This window comes from Methylobacterium pseudosasicola, assembly GCF_900114535.1.
Taxonomy (GTDB): domain Bacteria; phylum Pseudomonadota; class Alphaproteobacteria; order Rhizobiales; family Beijerinckiaceae; genus Methylobacterium; species Methylobacterium pseudosasicola.
The window spans coordinates 1-20,404 of record NZ_FOTK01000012.1 but is presented as its reverse complement, the minus strand read 5'-3'; the positions used below and the strand labels follow the sequence as shown (position 1 = coordinate 20,404).

General features: G+C 67.3%; 16 protein-coding genes, 1 pseudogene and 1 riboswitch. Of the genes and pseudogenes, 9 read left to right on the top strand and 8 right to left on the bottom strand.

Translation table 11 applies throughout. The features are described 5' to 3' along the window. Window position 1: 1 nt before the first annotated feature. Together thiS and thiO are read right to left on the bottom strand one after the other, a co-directional pair. A complete protein-coding gene (gene thiS, locus BM228_RS13440) occupies window positions 2-214 on the bottom strand; it encodes a sulfur carrier protein ThiS (RefSeq protein ID WP_092041096.1) in 213 nt (70 codons plus the stop codon). After that, a complete protein-coding gene (gene thiO, locus BM228_RS13435) occupies window positions 211-1,434 on the bottom strand; it encodes a glycine oxidase ThiO (RefSeq protein ID WP_092041092.1) in 1,224 nt (407 codons plus the stop codon). Before thiO ends, thiS begins: the two co-directional genes overlap by 4 nt. 64 nt (window positions 1,435-1,498) lie before the next feature. After that, window positions 1,499-1,627, bottom strand: a riboswitch (TPP riboswitch). Window positions 1,628-2,100: 473 nt separating this feature from the next. Between thiO and BM228_RS13430 the strand changes: the two genes are divergently transcribed. Further along, window positions 2,101-3,285, top strand: coding sequence for a glycosyltransferase (locus BM228_RS13430; protein ID WP_244537139.1), 1,185 nt, complete (start codon window positions 2,101-2,103; stop codon window positions 3,283-3,285). A 160-nt stretch (window positions 3,286-3,445) separates the two neighbouring features. Here BM228_RS13430 and BM228_RS13425 read toward each other — a convergent pair whose 3' ends face one another. The 4 genes from BM228_RS13425 to BM228_RS13410 form a co-directional block, all read right to left on the bottom strand. Continuing rightward, window positions 3,446-4,705, bottom strand: coding sequence for an adenylate/guanylate cyclase domain-containing protein (locus BM228_RS13425; RefSeq protein WP_092041090.1), 1,260 nt, complete (start codon window positions 4,703-4,705; stop codon window positions 3,446-3,448). Window positions 4,706-4,782: 77 nt separating this feature from the next. Beyond that, window positions 4,783-6,783, bottom strand: a complete 2,001-nt coding sequence (rpoD, locus tag BM228_RS13420) for an RNA polymerase sigma factor RpoD (protein ID WP_092041087.1) — start codon at window positions 6,781-6,783, stop codon at window positions 4,783-4,785. 200 nt (window positions 6,784-6,983) lie between these two features. Further along, on the bottom strand, window positions 6,984-8,882 hold the full coding sequence (gene dnaG, locus BM228_RS13415) for a DNA primase (RefSeq protein ID WP_092041084.1): 1,899 nt from the start codon (window positions 8,880-8,882) through the stop codon (window positions 6,984-6,986). A 121-nt stretch (window positions 8,883-9,003) separates the two neighbouring features. Next, window positions 9,004-9,465: a GatB/YqeY domain-containing protein gene (locus tag BM228_RS13410; protein ID WP_092041080.1), complete on the bottom strand. Its 462-nt coding sequence runs from the start codon at window positions 9,463-9,465 to the stop codon at window positions 9,004-9,006. Between the two features lie 192 nt (window positions 9,466-9,657). Between BM228_RS13410 and carA the strand changes: the two genes are divergently transcribed. Continuing rightward, a complete protein-coding gene (carA, locus tag BM228_RS13405; RefSeq protein WP_092041077.1) occupies window positions 9,658-10,890 on the top strand; it encodes a glutamine-hydrolyzing carbamoyl-phosphate synthase small subunit in 1,233 nt (410 codons plus the stop codon). A gap of 123 nt (window positions 10,891-11,013) precedes the next feature. Next, window positions 11,014-11,391, top strand: a complete 378-nt coding sequence (locus BM228_RS13400) for a hypothetical protein (protein WP_092041074.1) — start codon at window positions 11,014-11,016, stop codon at window positions 11,389-11,391. A 32-nt stretch (window positions 11,392-11,423) separates the two neighbouring features. Here BM228_RS13400 and BM228_RS13395 read toward each other — a convergent pair whose 3' ends face one another. Further along, window positions 11,424-11,858 carry a pseudoazurin gene (locus BM228_RS13395; protein WP_092041071.1) on the bottom strand — a complete coding sequence of 145 codons (435 nt, stop codon included), beginning with the start codon at window positions 11,856-11,858 and terminating at the stop codon, window positions 11,424-11,426. Window positions 11,859-12,163: 305 nt separating this feature from the next. Between BM228_RS13395 and carB the strand changes: the two genes are divergently transcribed. From carB to BM228_RS13365, 6 genes are all read left to right on the top strand, one after another. Beyond that, complete coding sequence (gene carB, locus BM228_RS13390) at window positions 12,164-15,637, top strand: carbamoyl-phosphate synthase large subunit (protein ID WP_092041068.1); 3,474 nt, start codon at window positions 12,164-12,166, stop codon at window positions 15,635-15,637. 90 nt (window positions 15,638-15,727) lie between these two features. Then, complete coding sequence (gene greA / locus BM228_RS13385) at window positions 15,728-16,204, top strand: transcription elongation factor GreA (RefSeq protein ID WP_187277678.1); 477 nt, start codon at window positions 15,728-15,730, stop codon at window positions 16,202-16,204. 4 nt (window positions 16,205-16,208) lie between these two features. Further along, the gene (locus tag BM228_RS13380) at window positions 16,209-16,709 is read left to right on the top strand and encodes a hypothetical protein (protein ID WP_092041066.1); all 501 of its coding nucleotides are present in this window, start codon (window positions 16,209-16,211) and stop codon (window positions 16,707-16,709) included. Window positions 16,710-16,742: 33 nt separating this feature from the next. Further along, entirely contained in the window at window positions 16,743-17,792 is a 1,050-nt protein-coding gene (locus BM228_RS13375; protein WP_092041434.1) for a mitochondrial fission ELM1 family protein, read from the top strand. Window positions 17,793-17,806: 14 nt separating this feature from the next. Further along, window positions 17,807-18,787: a thioredoxin-disulfide reductase gene (gene trxB / locus BM228_RS13370; RefSeq protein ID WP_092041063.1), complete on the top strand. Its 981-nt coding sequence runs from the start codon at window positions 17,807-17,809 to the stop codon at window positions 18,785-18,787. Window positions 18,788-19,050: 263 nt separating this feature from the next. Next, complete coding sequence (locus BM228_RS13365) at window positions 19,051-19,941, top strand: LysR family transcriptional regulator (RefSeq protein ID WP_092041431.1); 891 nt, start codon at window positions 19,051-19,053, stop codon at window positions 19,939-19,941. Window positions 19,942-20,074: 133 nt separating this feature from the next. Here BM228_RS13365 and BM228_RS34660 read toward each other — a convergent pair. After that, a pseudogene (locus tag BM228_RS34660) lies at window positions 20,075-20,404 on the bottom strand (hypothetical protein); the annotation flags it as partial.

Below are 20,404 nucleotides of genomic sequence, written 5' to 3'. Positions count from 1 at the left end.
GTCAACCTCCCTGCATGGCGCGGACGATCTCGACGCGGTCACCCTCGGCGACCGGGGTCGTGTCCCAGTCCCGACGGCGCAGCACGCGGCCGTTCAGCGCGATGGCGACGCCCTGCGGGCTCTCGATGCCGGTCTCCTCGGCCTCGATTCGGAACAGGGCCGCGATGGTCTCGGCCGCGTGCTCGCGCGGCTCGCCGTTCACCAGAAGCTTCATGCGGAGGCCCTCCGGGGTTCGGGTTGGTCGAAGCGCGCCCGGGTGAACGGCTTGGCGATCTCCGGCAGCGCGCCGCGTGTAACGAGTTCGGCCACCGCGTCGGCGGTGACCGGGGCGAGCAGGTAGCCGTTGCGGTGATGGCCGGTGGCGGCGACGAGGCCCGGCGCCAGGGTGTCGATGATCGGCGCGTCGTCGTCCGAGGTCGGGCGGTAGCCGCTCCACACGGCCTCGACCTCCATCTCCTCGATGCCGGGCAGCACCCGGCGGGCGCCCTCCAGCAGGGCAAAGAGGCCGCCAGCGGTGACGCCGGGCCGGAAGCCGCAATCCTCCACGGTGGCGCCGACGATTAGCTGGCCGTCGCTCTTCGGCGCCATGTGAACCTGCTCGGTCCAGATCATCCGACTGAGCGTGCCGGTGCGGGCGGTTGTGCGCAGGGCCAGGGACTGGCCCTTGAGCGGGCGCACCGGCAGGGCCAGGGCTTCGGGCAGCAGCCCGCCCTCCCCGCTCCAGGCGCCCGACGCCAGCACGACGGTGCCGGCCGTCACGCCCTGCTCGCCGACGCGGATGCCGGTGACGGCCCCACCGGACCAGTCGAGCCCGGTCACGGCTGTGTGCTCCACTAGGGTGACGCCGGCGCGCCGGCAGGCCTCGGCCAGCGCCGCTATCACGAGGCGGGGATCGACCTGGTGATCCAGAGGGCAATGGACGCCTGCGGTGACCGAAGGGCGCAGGCCCGGCTCCAGGCGCCGCACCTCGGTGCCCGGCAGCCACGCAGCGTCGAGGCCCGAACGGCGCTGCAAATCGTAGCGGAAGCGCAGGCGCTCGACCTCGTCGCGGCCGATGGCGACCACGATTGTGCCATCCGGACGGTAATCGATCGGCAGGCCGGTCTCGGCTTCGAGCGCATCGCGAAAGCCCGGCCAGAGCCGGAGGGATTCGAGGGCCAGCGGCAGGAGCGGGTCCGAGCCGGGCTCGTGCTCGGCGGCCGGGGCGAGCATGCCGGTGGCGGCCAGGCTCGCCCCGGCGCCGATCGTGTCGCGCTCGACGACGACCACCGCGCGGCCCGCCCGGGCCAGGCGCCACGCGATCGACAGGCCGATCAGCCCGCCGCCGACGACGGCGACATCCGCCCGCGCGGGCAGCGAAGCCGGCGTGGAGAGACCGGCCGGAATACGGCGGCGTCCGATCGGTGAAACGGGGCGGTCAAAGGCCAAGATCATCTCCGCGGGATTCCGTCGCGAAGATCGGGCCGTCTGCTTCGGTGAGAAGCTGTGGCCTGCCTTTCGGGCGGCCGCGGTCCAATCCCTACGCCGGTATGAGCCGGATCAGGTTCGAAGGATTTCCGCGCCGCAGGTCCGTTAGGACGTGCCAGCGGTTTCTCAGCCCCTTGCCGGGGATCTCCCTGGAACAGTGTGAGATTTGGTGCCTCGCGCGGCATCGGTCAACCCCGACACCGCTGGTGGGATGTGTTGAAGCGACAGCGGCGGGGCCGCAGTCAGTGCTCGAATGTCAGGGCACTTCGACTACGCGTATTTCGATTTTGCGCTTGTCGAGGGGCGCCGCACGCACGCCTCGCCGAAGGGTCGAACTGACATTTGCCCCACTCGGTGACCGGTTGGACCGCGGTGGACAAACGCCACGCGACTTGTCCGTGTCGTCAAACTCCCCACCGCTTACGTATTCAACACTCCTGCCTGAGATTTCTGGATCAGATCGATTTGATGGAATTAATATTTGTTTAATTTATCGATCTTACCTCAATTAAACCAAGTATCATGTTCGATAATTGTGCGCACGCGCGGTAATAGATCGGAGTGTGGCTCGCATACCCACTTTGTGGTCGGGCAATTTTAGGCTATCGACGAACACCGGATGACCCATTGTGTATGATCGTGCCTTCAGGCGGGTTTATTGCCATGAATAGCTTCGGCCAAAAAATCTGTCTCTCTATGATCGTCAAAGACGAAGTGCATGTTATTCATCGATGCCTCGATTCTGTCAGGTCGATGATTGATCATTGGGTCATTGTCGATACCGGCTCAACAGATGGGACCCAACAGGCCATCCGTACGGCGTTGGCCGACATTCCGGGCACGCTTGTCGAGCGACCTTGGGTCGACTTTGCCTTCAACCGGAACGAGGCCTTGGCGCTCGCGCGCCCGCATGCACCCTATTCGCTGATTATCGATGCCGATGATCAATTGGTCATCCCGGATGGCTTCGTGATGCCAAAGCTGACTGAAGCCGGTTACATGTTGACGATCTTAGACGGACATACGAAATACTGGCGCGTTCAGCTGATTAATAACAAATTTAAGTGGCGCTATCGCGGTGTTGTGCACGAGTTCCTGGAATGTTCAGGAAATCCGGATACTCCAACTCTGCTCCTTGCGATGCGTCGCGGCGTCGATGGGGGGCGGCATCGCGACGACATGTCGGAGCACCGGGATCTGGCAGCGATGGAAAAAGCACTGGCTGTCGAAACAGATCCAGTCATGATCGCGCGGTACACGTTCTATCTGGCACGGTCTTACCGAGATATCGGTGAAGATCGCAAGGCTCTGGATTTGTATCTAAAGCGGGCTGATCTCGGGTATTGGGAGGAAGAAATATATGTGAGCTTGCTCAATGCCGGTCGGCTTATGGAGCAGTTGGATGAGCCCGAGCACAACGTGTTACAGCTCTATGACCGCGCGATACCGATTTGTCCGGCGCGGGCAGAAGCACGCCACGGAGCTATTCAATATTGCAATCGGAGGAGAAACTTCGCGGCCGGGTATCGCTATGGTGAGGGTGGAACCTCTCCGAAAATGCCGAGCGAGGGTATTGCTATAATTCCATGGATTTATACGTACGGATTGCGAGAAGAATTTTCTATTAATGCGTATCATATGGGTGAATATCGCGCGTGCCTGTCTACTTGTTTTGAAATACTAGGCGAGTCTGACATTCCAGAAGATGTATTGACCAGAACAGCAGACCTGGCACGCAAAGCTCTCCTTAAGATGGTCGATCCGGTCTGGGGCTCTCGGCAACCCTCCTACAGCGCCGAGTTCTTGCCGGCATGGTGAACCTGAACGCATAAGGGACCGTGGGTTAGGCTCGGGCCCCGGTTCCGTTGAAGGAACTGAAACCCCGTCGCGATCGAGCACAGTGCCGAGCGCTATACCCACTACCTGCTGCGCCGGCGCAGGATGAGCGCCCGGCACCCGGGCGTGCCGTGGGTGGCGCTCAATTGGTCGCCCGCGGCCGCAAGAATTTCGGCCGGAACACCGGCATGGGTTCGCGGAAGCCATCGAGCACGTGCTCGCCCAGCGGGATCGGATCGCCCCAGAGGAAATCCACGAACGGCTTTGACATCAGCAGCGGCTCGCCGAGCTGCCGGTTCAGCCGGGCCAGGCGGCTGGCGAGGTTCACGTCGCGGCCGATCACCGTGAAGTCGAGGCGGGAGCCCGAGCCGACATTGCCGTAGGCGGCCTCGCCGTGGTGGAGCGCGATTCCGGCGGCCACCGGCACCGAGAACTGGTGCAGGGCGTTGGCCTCGTCGAGGGCCGCCAACGCGTTCTGGGCCGCGGTGAGCGCGCCCTTGGCGGCGCCCCCGAGATCGTCTCCCGATTCGCGAAAGATCGCCAGCAGACCGTCGCCCAGATATTTCAGGACTTCACCGCCTTCGCGCTCGATCGGCGGCACCAGGCAGTCGAAGAACACGTTGAGCAGCCCGACCGCCTCCTCGGGAGTCATGTCGGCGGAGGTGCGGGTGTAGTCGCGCATGTCGGCGAACAGGATCGCCGAGCGGATCCGCGTCACCTGTCCGCGGCGGATGTCGCCCGCCAGGATCGCCCGGTGCGGCTCGTCGCCGACATAGAGCCGCAGGACGTGGTCGAGCTGTTTGTTGAGGACGCGCATCTCCACCACGGCGGCCAAGGCCGGCATGACGAAGCGCAGGATCGCGATGTCGTTATCGCGAAAACCCTCCGGCGCCCGGGTGGCGAAGGTGATGCCGTTCTTGGTGCCGTTGGTGAAGAACAGCGGCGCCACGACGTAGTGGGTGTAGCCGCCGGCCTTCAGGTCCGGAATGATCGCGTAGGCGTCGTCCGGCGTCTTGGCGACGTCGAGGATCAGCCATTCGCCGGTCTCGTGGACCGTGTGGAAAGGGCTGTTGAGATAGGCCTCCTGCGAGCGGCTTCCGTGCGGGAACAGGCGCACGCTGGTGCCGCCGTCCCGGGTCCAGACCCGGCCGACCCCAGCATATTCCGAGTGCAGGGTGTCGATCGCCGTGGAGGCCCGGTCCACCGGCACGCCCACCGCGATCAGCCGCTCGGCGAGGCCGGAGAGCATGTCCTCGGCCTTCTGCAGCCGGGCGCCCTCGCCCAGCAGCCAGTCGCGGATGCCCACCGAGGGCTGGAGCGCGCCGAAGGGCACGTCGTCGGCTTCCGATCCGTCCGCGAAGGCCGTCGGCAAACCGGGCGTTGGCGGGCGGCGTTCGAGCATGGCGCCACAATGGGGGCCGCGCAGCCCGGTGGCAACGCGGTCGTAAGGAGAGGCGCCGCGGAATCCGCGACGGGGGCTCAGTTGTCCAGGAAGCTCCGGAGCTTCCGGCTGCGCGACGGGTGCTTCAGCTTGCGCAGGGCCTTGGCCTCGATCTGCCGGATGCGCTCGCGGGTCACCGAGAATTGCTGGCCGACCTCTTCGAGGGTGTGGTCGGTGTTCATGCCGATGCCGAAGCGCATGCGCAGGACGCGCTCCTCGCGCGGGGTCAACGACGCCAGGACGCGGGTCGTGGTCTCGCGCAGGTTCGACTGGATCGCCGCGTCGATCGGCAGGACGACGTTCTTGTCCTCGATGAAGTCGCCGAGGTGGCTGTCCTCCTCGTCGCCGATGGGCGTTTCGAGGGAGATCGGCTCCTTGGCGATCTTCAGGACTTTTCGCACTTTCTCCAGCGGCATGGCCAATTTCTCGGCCAGCTCCTCCGGGGTCGGCTCGCGGCCGATCTCGTGGAGCATCTGGCGCGAGGTACGGACGATCTTGTTGATCGTCTCGATCATGTGCACCGGGATGCGGATCGTGCGGGCCTGGTCGGCGATCGAGCGGGTGATCGCCTGCCGGATCCACCACGTCGCGTAGGTCGAGAACTTGTAGCCGCGCCGGTACTCGAACTTGTCCACCGCCTTCATCAGGCCGATGTTGCCCTCCTGGATCAGGTCCAGGAACTGCAGGCCGCGGTTCGTGTACTTCTTGGCGATGGAGATAACGAGGCGCAGGTTGGCCTCGATCATCTCCTTCTTGGCCTGCCGGGCCTCGCGCTCGCCCTTCTGAACCATGTTGACGATGCGGCGGTACTCGCCGATCTCCAGGCCGGTCTCGGAGGCGAGATCGAGGATCTGGGCGCGCAGTTCCGTCACCTGCTTCGAGCCGCGCTCGACCAGGTTCTTCCAGCCCTTGCCGCCCAGCGTGCCGACGCGCTCCATCCAGTTCGGATCGAGCTCGTAGCCCTGGTAGTGGCGCAGGAACTCGTCGCGGGCCACGCCGTGGCTCTCGGCGTAGCGCATCAGCCGGCCCTCGTGGCCGATCAGCTGCTTGTTGATCGAGTAGAGCTGGCCGACCAGCGCCTCGATGCGGTTGTTGTTGAGCGAGAGCGACTTCACGTCGGCGACGACGCTGTCCTTCAGCTCGATCTGCTTCTGGTTCTGGGCCGGGCTGTTCTTCTCGCCCGCGGCCTTGCGCTCGGCGCCCTCGGTCTGGAACTTGCGCAGCTTGCGGTAGTTCGCAGCGATCGCGTCGAAGGTCTCCAGGACCCGCGGCTTGATCTCGGCTTCCATCGCGGCGAGCGAGACGTTGTTCTCGAGGTCGTCCTCGTCATCGCCACCCTCCGGCGGTGCCGGCGGCTCGCCGTCCTCGGCGCCGTCCTCGCCCTCGCCCTCGGCGATCTGCGGGGCGTTCTTGCCGTCCGGGCCGGCATAGGTCGCTTCGAGATCGATGATGTCGCGCAGGAGGACCTTGCCCTCCACGAGCTCGTCCCGCCAGATGATGATCGCCTGGAAGGTCAGCGGGCTCTCGCACAGGCCCGCGATCATCGCTTCGCGGCCGGCCTCGATGCGCTTGGCGATGGCGATCTCGCCCTCGCGGGACAGGAGCTCCACCGAGCCCATCTCGCGCAGGTACATCCGCACCGGATCGTCGGTGCGGTCGGTCGGCTCCTTGGTGGTCGTGGTGACCGCGACGGCGCGCGTCGGCGCGACCTCGGCCACCTCGCCGCCCTCGGCCTCTTCCTCTTCGCCGTCGGCGCCGTTCGCCGTCTTCTCGGTGGCGGCCGCCTCGTCGGTTTCCTCGGCCTCAACCACGTTGATGCCCATCTCGGACAGCTGCGACAGCACGTCCTCGAGCTGGTCGGGGTCGGACTGGCCCTCGGGCAGCACCTCGTTGACCTCTTCGTAGGTCACGTAGCCGCGCTTCTTGGCGAGCTTGACCATCCGCTTGACCGAAGCATCCGTCAGGTCGAGGAGCGGCCCGTCGGTCTGCTGCTCGGGGGCAGCGTCCGTCTCGTCCCGTTCCGTTGCCTTCGTCGCCATGATCAGCCTATTGTTTCGGATGCGGCGCGCTGCGGAGGCCCGAAGAGGGCCGCTCCACGCCGTCGGCGCCGCGATACTTGCGAGTGGCCCCGGATTGCTCCGGACGCCTTGAGTCGTCGGGTTCCGTATGCAAGCCCGAGGCTTGACCGATTGTTAACTATGGCGGGGTTCTGCCCGCCGCCACCGCCATCGCACAGCCCTCATGCGGCGGTCGAGTCGCTCGACACCGGCTTATCGGCTTCTGCCTCGGCGGCGATGACGGTCTCCAGCCTCGCCTTGACTTCGCAGAGCCATGCCCACCCGGCATCGGTCGGATCGTCCTCAAACGCCTGCCGTGCTTCGCGAAGTTCGCTATGTAGCGCTCCAGCCTGCCGGTGCAAGATCATTGCCTGTCTGAGAGCGTCCGCGCGCTGCTGCGGATCGGCGTGCGGAGACAGCGTAATCCGGTCTCGGGAGCGCGCCAGCGCAAGAATCCGCTCCGCCGCGTCAGCGAGACCGGCCCGTGTGATGCGGCTTTGCAACAGGTCGGCATTCGTTTGTCCGTCCTCTGCGGCAGATGCGACCAGGACCGACAGGAGCGCCCGGGCGTCGGGATCCTCGAAGTCGAGTTCCGAGACCTCGTCGCCGAACTCGCCCAGCATTTCGGGGTGGACCAGCAGCGTTCCGGCGATCACCGCCTCGCGCACCGGCGCCGCCCCCGAGAAGCCCGCCGAGGCGGTCATCGAGGCGCTGGGGCTGCCGGTGATGCGCGGCGACACCGGCTCGCCCGGACGGGCGAAGCGGCGGTTCTGCCCCTTCGGCCCGGGGCCGGGCCCGGCGGCGCGCGCGCTCCGGGGCGACAGGCTGCGCAGCCGCTCCTCGATGTCGTCGCGGTAGTAGCGCTTGACCGTCTCGTTGCGGATCGTGGCGACGGTGGCGCGCAGGGTCTGGGTCAGGCCGGCGCGGCGCTCGGGGGTGTCCGCCGGCCCGGATTCGAGCGCCCGGCGCCAGAGCAGTTCCGACAGGGGCAAAGCGGCCTGCAGCACCTGGTCGATCGCGCCCGGTCCGCCTGAGCGCAGCAGATCGTCCGGATCCTGCCCGCCCGGCAGCAGGGCGATCCGCAGGGACCGGCCGGGTTCGAGGGCCGGCAGTGCGATGTCGAGGGCCCGGAAGGCCGCCCGCTGCCCGGCCTTGTCGCCGTCGAAGCACAGGATCGGCTCGTCGGCATGGCGCCAGAGCAGGGCCAGCTGCTCCTCGGTCAGCGCGGTGCCCAGCGGCGCCACCGTTTCGGGATGGCCGGCGAGCGTCATGGCAATGACGTCGACATAGCCCTCGACCGCGATGATCGAGCCGCGCTCGTGCGCCGCCTTGCGGGCGCCGTGGAGGTTGTAGAGCGTCCGGCCCTTGTGGAAGAGCGGCGTCTCGGGGGAGTTCAGGTACTTGGCGCGCACCTCCTTGGAGAGCGCCCGCCCCCCGAAGGCGACGACCCGGCCGCGTGTGTCGGTGATCGGGAACATCACCCGGTCGCGGAAATAATCGTACGGGACCGAGACATCCTCGCCGCCGGCGAGCAGGCCCAATTCCACCATCAGCGCTTTGTCGACCCCCTGCCCTGCGAGGTGATCGCGCAGCGCATAGCGCTCGTTCGGCGCGTAGCCGAGCCGGAAGGCCCGCTGCGTCTCGTCCTTCAGCGCCCGGCGCTCGAGATAAACGCGTGCCTCGCTGCCCTGCCCCGACCGCAGCCGCTCCTCGAACCACCGGGCGGCCATCTCCATGACCTCGATGGCCCCGGCGCGCTTCTGCTCGCTGGCGCGGTTGTCCTCGGTGGGCGCCGGCAGGGTGACACCGGCCTCACTCGCCAGCCGCTCCACCGCCTCGGGGAAGCTCAGGCCCTCGGTCTCCATCAGGAAGGTGAAGATGTCGCCGTGCTTGGAAGAGGAGAAGCAGTGATAGAACTGCTTCTGGTCGTTCACGTAGAAGGACGGAGTCTTCTCGGCATTGAACGGCGACAGGCCGCGCCATTCGCGGCCGGCCTTCTTGAGCTGGACCCGCCGCCCGACCACAGAGGAGGCCGGCAGCCGGGCGCGGATCTCTTCCAGGATGTGGGGGGGATAGCGCACGGGGCCTGCGGGTCGATTGCCTGACCGCTGGATATAGCGCGATGGGGGTACTTGAGTCCCGCCCGGTCGATCGAAGGCTCGATCAGGCGGGGGATTGCGGGGAGAGCCGGACGTCCGAGCCTCAGCCCTTGGCCGCCAGCGCGGCCTTCACCAGCCCGCTCGCTTTCCCAAAATCCATCCGGCCCGCGAAGGTGCCCTTCAGGGCGGCGATGACCCGGCCCATATCCTTCTGGCCGGCGGCGCCGGTTTCCAGGATCGCCGCCTCGACCGCGGCCTTCATCTCGGTCTCGTCCATCTGCTTGGGCAGGAACGCCTCGATGATCGCGATCTCGGCGCGCTCGTTGGCGGCGAGTTCCGGGCGGCCGCCCTGCTCGTAGACCGAGGCCGATTCGGTCCGCTGCTTGATCATCTTCTGGAGCAGCGACAGGATCTCCTCATCGGAGGCCGGCTCCTTGCCGAGGCCCCGGGCCTCGATATCCTTGTCCTTGAGTGCGGCCTGGATCATCCGCACGGTGGCGAGCTTGTCCTTGTCGCCGGCCTTCATGGCCTCCTTCATCTCGGTGGTGAGGCGGGCGCGCAGCATCTCGATAAACCTTCCGACGGGTGAAACGGGGGGCTGGCCTGCAGTTTGCGGGTGTTGAGCGGCTTCGGCCACAGGGCCACATTGACCCCATCGCGGGCCGCTCGCTAAGAGCGCCGCACACGATCATGCCGCCAGCCGAGCGCGCCGCAACGCGGTGCCTGCCTTCGGCCGGACATAAGCGAGACCGACCCGATGCTGCAAGACGCCGCCGCGCAGGCCTCCAAACCCGCCGCCCCCGAACCCTGGGCCGAGCCCGTGGCGACGGCCCTGCTGGTTCTGGCGGATGGGACCATCCTCGAAGGCTTCGGCATCGGTCGGACCGGAATCGCCGACGGCGAGGTCTGCTTCAACACGGCGATGACCGGGTACCAGGAGATCCTGACCGACCCGTCCTATGCCGGGCAGATCGTCACCTTCACGTTCCCGCATATCGGCAATGTCGGCACGAACGACGAGGATCTGGAGAGCCTTGAGGCGGCTCCGGCCTCCGGCGTGCGCGGCACCGTGATCGCCTCGGCGGTGACCAAGCCGTCGAACTGGCGGTCCTCGTCCCATCTCGACGGCTGGCTCGATGCCCGGGGCATCGTCGGCATCACCGGTGTCGACACCCGCGCGCTCACCGCCCGGATCCGCGATGCCGGCATGCCGAACGCCGTCATCGCCAACGATCCCGAGGGCCGGTTCGACCGCGAGGCGCTGAAGGCCCGTGCTGCCGCCCTCGCCCCCATGGAAGGCCTCGACCTCGTACCGCCGGTCACCAGCCGAGCGACCACCGAATGGTCGGAGACCGTTTGGGCGCTCGGCGACGGCTACGGCACGCGCGCGCCCGGCGACGGCCTGAAGGTCGTGGCGATCGATTACGGCGTGAAGCGCAACATCCTGCGGTTGCTGGCCCAGGCTGGTTGCGACGTCACCGTGGTGCCGGCCACCACCAGCGCGGAAGAGATTCTGGCGCTCAAGCCGGACGGCGTGTTCCTGTCGAACGGCCCCGGCGACCCGGCGGCCACCGGCACCTACGCGGTGCCGGTGATCCGCAAGCTCCTGGACGAGAAGGTGCCGACCTTCGGCATCTGCCTCGGGCACCAGCTCATGGGCCTCGCGCTGGGCGGCCGGACCGTGAAGATGGGTCAGGGCCATCATGGCGCGAATCACCCGGTGAAGGACAAGACCACCGGCAAGGTCGAGATCGTCTCGATGAACCACGGCTTCGCGGTGGATCCCGGGAGCCTGCCGGCGAGCGCGGTGGAGACCCATGTCTCCCTGTTCGACGGCTCGAATTGCGGCCTTACCCTCACCGACCGGCCGGCCTTCTCCGTGCAACACCACCCGGAGGCCTCGCCGGGTCCGCGCGACAGCCACTACCTGTTCGAGCGCTTCGTCACGCTGATGCGGTCCGGCGAGCCGGAGAAGGCGACCGACGCCTGACCGGCTGCGATCGGCGCGGTCCCATTCAGGCCGCGCCGAGGTCATAAAATCCGCGAATTCCGGAGGCTTCATCACCCCATCGACGGGCCGCGCATGGCGGCTCCGTCCGAAGGGGATTGCCGGATGACCATCGACGAGGCACGCGACGACTTCTCCCGCCTGCACCGCACGTTCATGGTCCATCTCGGCATCGCCGCCGGCCTCGCCTGGGCGACTGCCCTCTACGCCGCCCTCTACGCCCCGTGGGTGCGCAACATCCGGGCGCTGATCGATCCGGCCGCCGGTCTCGACCGGGTCGAGAGCACGGTCTCTTACCTGTTCGCCATGCCGGCCGTCCTCGCCCTCGCCTGGGTCTCCCTATATTTCGGCCGCGAGATGCTGCGCCGGGCGCAGACACTGTCGAACGTTGCACTGGAATTCGCCGCTGCCGCGGTCGTCGCCTTCGGGATTTTTTATCTGTCCATCGACCGGGCGCTCGCCGCGCTCTACGCCGGGTTCTGAACGGGGGCGGCGGGCCGCCCCCGCCGTTCCCCTTACTGAACCTTCTCGAACAGCGGCTCGAAACGCTTGGCGGCCAGCTTGCCGTGCTGGACTGCCTTGGCGGCCTCCAGGTTCTCCGGCTTGTCGCCGACCTCGATCAGGCCGACCATGCCCATGATGTAGTGCGGCGCGCACTTGAAGCCGTAGAGGCCGGGCTTGTCGAAGGTGACGGCCTCCTCCTTGCCGACCACGGTCTTGAAGGTTGGCGCGCCCTCGGGCGCCATGCCCTTGATGAGCTCGGCGTTGTGGCCCTTGTCGGTTGGCACGAACCGCACCGTGTCCCCGGGCTGAATCTTCACGAAGGCCGGATCGAAGACCATCATGCCCCCTGGGCCGCTGTTGAGCGTCTTGATGGAGACTTCCGTAGCCTGCGCCCCCGCTGCCGCGCCAAGCACAAGCATCGCCGCACTGAACGTTTCCCTGATCATCGTCGATCTCGAATTGGTATCATTTCAATCGACGGGACCGTCGATCGCCGGAGCTTTATGGCCCGCGAAAAGACTCCGCAACGCTGCGGATGATCTCTCGGATACTTGAGATTTATTCGAATTTGACCCAGGGCCGGTGAGCGCCGGCGCCGAGGGCCGCGAAACCGCCGCCGGGCCCCGGCCTTCCAATGCGCGGAGCGCCCGTGTAAACGCGGCGCTCAACGACAATCCCGCCACGCGCGTCCGGGAGCAGGGCCGATCCGAGCCGTGCCCGACCGGGCGCGCTTGGCCTGAAAAGGCCGCCAATGCCCAAGCGCACCGACATCTCCTCGATCCTCATCGTCGGTGCGGGGCCGATCATTATCGGGCAGGCTTGCGAGTTCGATTATTCCGGGACCCAGGCCTGCAAGGCCCTCCGCGAGGAGGGCTACCGGATCGTCCTGGTGAATTCGAACCCGGCGACGATCATGACCGACCCGGACATGGCGGACGCGACCTATGTCGAGCCGATCACCCCGGAGATCGTCGCCAAGATCATCGAGAAGGAGCGCCCGGACGCGATCCTGCCGACCATGGGCGGCCAGACGGCGCTGAACTGCGCCCTGTCGCTGCAGAAGATGGGCGTGCTGGCCAAGTACGGCGTGCAGATGATCGGCGCCACCGCCGAGGCCATCGACAAGGCCGAGGACCGGAGCCTGTTCCGGGACGCCATGACCAAGATCGGGCTCGACACCCCGAAATCGGCGCTCGCCAACGCCTCCGCGGCCAAGAAGGCCGACCGGGAGAAGTTTTTGGCCGAGATCGCCAGGATCGAGGCCGCCAACCCAGAGCCGCAGGCGCGCGCCGCGGCGGTCGCCGCCTTCGAGCGCAAGTGGCAGTCCGGCGAATCCGAGCGGCGCAAGCGCTACGGCGAGCATGCCCTCGGACAGGCCCTGATCGCGCTCGCCGAGGTCGGCCTGCCGGCGATCATCCGCCCGTCCTTCACCATGGGCGGCACCGGCGGCGGCATCGCCTACAACCGCGAAGAATTCCTCGACATCGTCGAGCGCGGCATCGACGCCTCCCCGACCAACGAGGTGCTGATCGAGGAGAGCGTGCTCGGCTGGAAGGAATACGAGATGGAGGTCGTCCGCGATAAGGCGGACAATTGCATCATCGTCTGCTCCATCGAGAACATCGACCCGATGGGCGTGCATACCGGCGACTCGATCACCGTCGCCCCGGCCCTGACGCTCACCGACAAGGAATATCAGGTGATGCGCGACGCATCCCTGGCGGTGCTGCGCGAGATCGGCGTCGAGACCGGCGGCTCGAACGTGCAGTTCGCGATCAACCCCGAGAACGGGCGGATGATCGTGATCGAGATGAACCCGCGCGTTTCGCGCTCCTCGGCTTTGGCCTCGAAGGCCACCGGCTTCCCGATCGCCAAGGTCGCGGCCAAGCTGGCGGTGGGCTACACCCTGGACGAGATCGCCAACGACATCACCGGCGGCGCGACCCCGGCCTCGTTCGAGCCGACGATCGATTACGTCGTCACCAAGATCCCGCGCTTCGCCTTCGAGAAATTCCCCGGCGCCGAGCCGACCCTGACCACCGCCATGAAGTCGGTGGGCGAGGCGATGGCGATCGGCCGCTGCTTCGCGGAATCGCTTCAGAAGGCCCTGCGCTCGCTGGAGACCGGGCTCACCGGCCTCGATGAGATCGAGATCGAGGGTCTGGGCCGCGGCGACGACCATAACGCCATCAAGGCGGCGCTCGGCGTGCCGACGCCGGACCGGCTCCTCAAGATCGCCCAGGCCCTGCGGTTGGGCGTCAGCCACGAGGAGGTTCACGCCTCCTGCAAGGTCGATCCGTGGTTCCTGGAGCAGATCCAGGCGATCGTGGACTTGGAGAACCGGGTGAAGGCGCACGGCCTGCCCCGCACCCCCGGAGCGTTCCGCCAGCTCAAGGCCGCGGGTTTTTCCGATGCGCGCCTGGCCGTGTTGGCGAAGACCGAGGAGGCGGATGTGCGCGCCCTGCGCCGCTCGCTCGGCGTGCGCCCCGTGTTCAAGCGCATCGACACCTGCGCGGCCGAGTTCAAGGCGCCCACCGCCTACATGTACTCGACTTACGTGGCCCCGTTCGCCGGCACTGTCGTCGATGAGGCGCAGCCGACGGATGCCAAAAAAATCATCATCCTGGGCGGCGGCCCGAACCGGATCGGCCAGGGCATCGAGTTCGATTATTGCTGCTGCCACGCCTGCTTCGCACTGTCGGATGCCGGCTACGAGACCATCATGGTCAACTGCAATCCGGAGACTGTCTCGACCGACTACGACACCTCGGACCGGCTCTATTTCGAACCGCTGACCGCCGAGGACGTGCTGGAGATCATCGAGACCGAGCGGCAGGCTGGCACCCTGCACGGCGTCATCGTGCAGTTCGGCGGCCAGACGCCGCTGAAGCTCGCCCGCGCCCTTGAGGCGGCCGGCGTGCCGATCCTCGGTACCTCCCCGGACGCGATCGACCTTGCCGAGGACCGCGACCAGTTCAAGCGGCTCCTCGACAAGCTCGGCATGAAGCAGCCGAAGAACGGCATCGCCTATTCGGTGGAGCAGAGCCGGCTCATCGCCTCCGAGCTCGGCCTGCCCTTCGTGGTGCGCCCGAGCTACGTGCTGGGCGGCCGCGCCATGGCGATCATCCGCGACGAGAGCCAGTTCGCCGACTACCTGCTCGGCACCTTGCCGAGCCTGATCCCGTCCGACGTCGTCGCCCGCTACCCGAACGACAAGACCGGGCAGATCAACACGGTGCTGGGCAAGAACCCGCTGCTGTTCGACCGCTACCTCTCGGACGCGGTCGAGATCGACGTGGACGCGGTCTGCGACGGCCAGGACGTGTTCATCGCCGGCATCATGGAGCACATCGAGGAGGCCGGAATCCATTCCGGCGATTCCGCCTGCTCCCTGCCGTCGCGCTCGCTCTCCCCGGAGACCATCGCGGAGCTGGAGCGCCAGACCACCGCGATGGCCCTGGCCCTGAAGGTCGGCGGCCTGATGAACGTCCAGTACGCGATCAAGGACGGCGACATCTACGTGCTGGAGGTGAACCCCCGCGCTTCCCGGACGGTGCCGTTCGTCGCCAAGGTGATCGGCGAGCCGATCGCCAAGATCGCCGCCCGGGTCATGGCCGGCGAGAAGCTCGCGAGCTTCGGCCTGAAGCGCAAGGAACTCGCCCATATCGCCGTCAAGGAGGCGGTGTTCCCGTTCGCGCGCTTCCCCGGCGTCGACGTCCTGCTCGGACCGGAGATGCGCTCCACCGGCGAGGTGATCGGGCTCGATGCCAGCTTCGGCGTAGCCTTCGCCAAGAGCCAGCTCGGCTCAGGGACGCAGGTGCCGCGCTCCGGCACGGTGTTCGTCTCGGTGCGCGACGCCGACAAGGCCCGGATCCTGCCGAGCGTGAAGCTCCTCTCCGATCTCGGCTTCTCGATCCTGGCCACCGGCGGGACCCAAAAGTTTTTGGTCGAGAACGGCGTGCCGGCCGAGCGCGTGAACAAGGTTCTGGAGGGCCGGCCGCACGTGGTCGACTCGATCAAGAACGGCGACATCCAGCTCGTGCTGAACACAACGGAGGGCGCCGGCGCGCTGTCGGACTCGCGCTCGCTCCGGCGCGCGGCCCTCTTGCATAAGGTGCCGTATTACACCACTCTAGCCGGCGCGATGGCTGCGGCCGAAGGGATCAAGGCCTATCTAGAAGGCGATCTCCAGGTCCGCGCCTTGCAAGAATACTTCGCGGCCTGAACCTCAGGGTTCCGCTGACTTAACTTCGTGGCCCGGGGAGAGTGCTCCACTCTCGGCCGGGCCTCTTCATTGTGGCGCGAGACGATGGCGATAGACAAGGTTCCGATCACGGTGCGTGGATTCGCAGCCCTCGAAGAGGAGCTGAAGCACCGCCAGCAGGTCGAGCGCCAGCGCATCGTCGCGGCGATCGCCGAGGCCCGCGCGCATGGAGACCTGTCCGAGAACGCCGAGTATCACGCGGCCAAGGAGGCCCAGTCCCACAACGAGGGACGCGTGATGGAGCTCGAGAGCATGATCGCGCGCGCCGAGATCATCGACGTCTCGAAGCTATCCGGCGACAAGATCAAGTTCGGCGCCACCGTGAAACTCGTGGACGAGGACACGGAAGAGGAGAAGACCTACCAGATCGTGGGCGAGCCCGAGGCCGACGTGCATGCGGGGCGCGTCTCGATCACGTCGCCGATCGCTCGCGCCCTCATCGGCAAGGGTGTCGGCGACACGGTCGAGGTCACGACGCCGGGCGGCGGCAAGTCCTACGAGGTCGTCGGCGTCCAGTTCGGCGGCTGAGCGCATGATCTCGCGTCTCTGGGGCCGGCTCGCCGGCCTCGTCCTCTGCGGCTTCGCGGGGGCGGCGGTGGCCGGCGACTTTCCGCCGACCGCCCTCTTCTCGGATATCCGGGTCGACGTGCGGCCCCTGCGGGCTGCCGGCGCCGGCCTCCAGGCCGAGGCGCTGGCCGCCGATCTGACCGGGGCTCTGCGCAAGACTTTGGCCGACCGGATCGGCGGCGGCGGGCCGCGCCTCGTCGTGGTGGTGAAGGCCCTGTCGCTGCGGCCCTATGTCGGCAGCGGCGCGTTCCGCGGCCGGGGCGGTAATTTCGAGACCGACTATCTCGAAGGCGAGGCGCTGCTCGTCAGCCGCAACGGCCAAGTGCTCGGCCGGCACCCGCAGATGACCGCGACGCCGTCGAGCTATGGCGGTGCCTGGTACGCTCCGGACTTCGAAGAACGCCGTTTGGCGGCCATCGCCGACATCTACGCCCAGTGGCTCGCCCGCGATCTGCCGCGCGATTAGCCCAAGCCCGGCCTGCGGTGTAAGGCGTTGCCGATGAAAAGCATCGACGTGTCGGAGGCGAATATCGCCCCGCCGGCCCAGACATCCACGCGGCGCGAGCCCCTTCCCGAACTGTCTGAGGCTCGGGCCTGGATCATTACCGACGGCAAGGCCGGCGACGAGAACCAGTGCGTCGGCATCGCCGAGACCCTTGGGGTCGAGTTCGAGATCCGCCAGGTCCCGGCCGCCGGCCCGTTCGGCTGGATCGCGCCTTGGGGGCCGATCGATCCGCGCGAGAGCCCGCGCCGGCGCAACGGCGCCTTGTCGGGCCCCTATCCGGACCTGCTGATCGCCTCGGGCCGCCGGGCGGTGCCGTATCTGCGGGCGGTGCGGCGTGCGACGGAGGGGCGGACCTTCACGGCCTTCCTCAAGGATCCGCGCACCGGCGAGGACAGCGCCGACTTCATCTGGGTGCCGGATTACGACGACCTGCGTGGCCCCAACGTCTTCACCACGCTCACCGCGCCGCACCTCGTCACCGCCGCGCGGCTCGCCGAGGCCCGGGCCCATCCGGACCCACGCCTCGCCAGCCTCGACGGCCCGCGCGTGGCGGTTCTGGTCGGCGGCGACAGTCGGCACCTGAGCTACCGCAAGACCGATATGGAGCGTCTGGTCGGCGACCTGCGCGGGCTGATCGACCAGGGCTGCCGGCTGATGGTCACGATCTCCCGCCGCACCCCCAACCCCCTGCGCGACGCGGTCAAGGCGCTGACCGCCGAGACCGGCGGCTTCCTCTGGGACGGCACCGGCGGCAATCCCTACGTCGCCATGCTGGCGCTCGCCGAGGCGATCGTGGTGACCTCCGATTCGGCCAACATGGTGAGCGAGGCCGTGGCGACCGGTGCGCCGGTCCTGCTGTTCGATCTGCCGCGCACCTATATTCGGCATCGGCGGATGTTCGCCGGTCTGGCGATCGCCGGTGCGCTGCGGCCGTTCACGGGTCGTTTGATCGACCTGCCGTACAAGCCGATCGACGCGACCCCGGTGATAGCCGAAGCGCTCGCCAAGGCTTACGCTGCGCACCGCATTGCGGGATCGATCTGAAGGAAGCGAGAGACATGGCCCATACCCACGCCAAGCTCGTGATCGTCGGCTCCGGTCCCGCTGGCTATACGGCGGCGATCTACGCCGCCCGCGCCATGGTGGAGCCGCTGCTGATCTCCGGCTTCCAGCCCGGCGGCCAGCTGATGATCACCACCGATGTCGAGAATTATCCGGGCTTTGCCGAGGCGATCCAGGGGCCGTGGCTCATGGAGCAGATGCGGCTGCAGGCCGAGCATGTCGGCACGAAGATCGTCCCGGAATACATCACCTCGGTCGATCTCAAGCAGCGGCCGTTCCGGCTGGAGGCCGATTCGGGCGAGACCTATTCCTGCGACACGCTGATCATTGCCACCGGCGCCCAGGCGAAGTGGCTCGGCCTGCCCTCCGAGGCGGCGTTCCAGGGCGGCGGCGTCTCGGCCTGCGCGACCTGCGACGGCTTCTTCTTCCGCGGCAAGGAGGTCGTGGTGGTCGGCGGCGGCAACACCGCCGTCGAGGAGGCCCTGTACCTCGCCAACATCGCCAAGAAGGTCACGGTCGTGCATCGCCGCGACAGCTTCCGGGCCGAGCGGATCCTGCAGGAGCGGCTGTTCAAGCACCCGAACGTCGAGGTGCTGTGGCACCGGGAGGTCGCCGAGATCTGCGGCGTCCAGAAGCCGGCCGCGACGGTCACCCATGTCCGGCTCAAGGACCCGCGCACCGGCGAGACCAGCGAGGTGCCGGCCGACGGCGTGTTCGTGGCGATCGGCCATCAGCCGGCCACCGCGATCTTCGAGGGGCAGCTTCCGATGCGCCATGGCGGCTACCTGTCGGTGAAGCCCGGCACCACCGAGACCGAGATCCCCGGCGTCTTCGCTGCGGGCGACGTCACCGACGACGTCTACCGTCAGGCGATCACGGCTGCCGGCATGGGCTGCATGGCTGCCCTCGAAGCCGAGAAATTCCTTGCCAATCTCGAGATCGGCGAGACGCCGCTCCAGGCCGCCGCGGCCGAGTGAGACCACGCAGCGCGGGTTGCCCCGCGCTCGTGGACCAAAATCCTGTCAACAAGATCGCGATCTCAGCGCTTGCATCGGACCATGCGCCGGGCGCATAGGGGTTCTGACCGGGCAGGGCTGCAATCCGTGCATGCCCCTGCAGCGCCGGCCGTGCCCCCTTGGCGTCGGTCGCACGCGCATTGCCCGGTCCATCGCCCGACGCAGGTGCGGCTCGGTCCGAGCCGGGCATCGGGTGCGGATTCGCGTTGGTGGGGGTTCTCGCCTTGGATTGGGACAAGATCCGGATCTTCCTGAACGTCGCGGAGGCGGGCAGCTTCACCAAGGCGGGCGACGATATTGGCCTCAGCCAGTCGGCGGTGAGCCGCCAGATCAGCGCCCTGGAGCGCGAGCTGAAGGCGCCGCTGTTCCACCGCCACGCCCGCGGCCTGATCCTCACCGAGCAGGGCGACCTGCTGTTCCGCGCTGCCCGAGACATGAAGCTGCGCCTGGAGAACACCCGGGCACGCCTAGTCGAGACTTCCGAGCGGCCGACCGGCGACCTCAAGGTCACCACGACGGTGGGCCTGGGCACCTCGTGGCTGTCGCAGCGGGTCGGCGAGTTCCTCGACCTCTACCCGGATGTCCGGATCGAGCTGATCCTCACCAACGAAGAGCTGGATCTCGCCATGCGCGAGGCCGACGTGGCGATCCGCATGCGCCGCCCGGCCCAGCCGGATCTGATCCAGCGCCGGTTGTTCACGGTGCACTACCACGCCTTCGCGAGCGTCGATTACGTCAAGCGCTTCGGCGAGCCCAAGACCATCGAGGAGCTCGACGATCACCGCCTCGTCTCCTTCGGCGGCAACGAGCCGTCCTACCTGCTGGCGGCCCATTGGTTGGCCGATGCCGGGCGCGAGGGCCGCGACCGGCGCAGCGTCCACCTGACGGTGAACAACATCGGCGCGCTTCAACGGGCCATGGAGGCCGGCGCCGGCATCGGCATCCTGCCCGACTATGCGGTGGACGGCGACCAACAGCTCACCCAGGTCCTGCGCGATACCGAGATGCCAAGCCTTGAGAGCTATCTCGTCTATGCCGAGGAGATGCGCTCGGTCGCCCGGGTGCAGGCTTTCCGCGACTTCCTGGTCTCGAAGGCGCAGCGCTGGACCTACTGATCGGCCCCTGCGCAGTTGATCAAAGGCCCGGTTTCAAAAGGTCTGCGACCTTTTGCGGGTGCAGGGCGGAGCCCTGCAAGCCTCAGGGGCTCCGCCCCTGAGAACCCCGCCAAAGGGCCTGGGCCCAGCCCTTTTAAGGTGTTTGGTTGTTGAGGATCCTTGCGGTTGCGACGTGACCTCTGCTGGCGCGCTTAGGTTCTGCCGCGGGGTCTTTGGGTTTTCGCCTGCCGACCGTCACGCGCCCGGGGTCGATCCTGCGGGCCAAGCTCAGCAGGCGCGCGGCCAGGGCCGGTGGGTCGGTCGCACCGCAGGCCGTCCAGTGCTCAGGGGGCAGAGCGATCAGCAGCCCCTCGTAGCCGCCGCGGATCTGTAGGACGAGGTGATACAAGGACACCTTGGGGGCCGCCCCCGCGGCGGAGGTGTGCGCCCGCTCCACGCAGCGCTCGATCAGCGCCAGCACGTT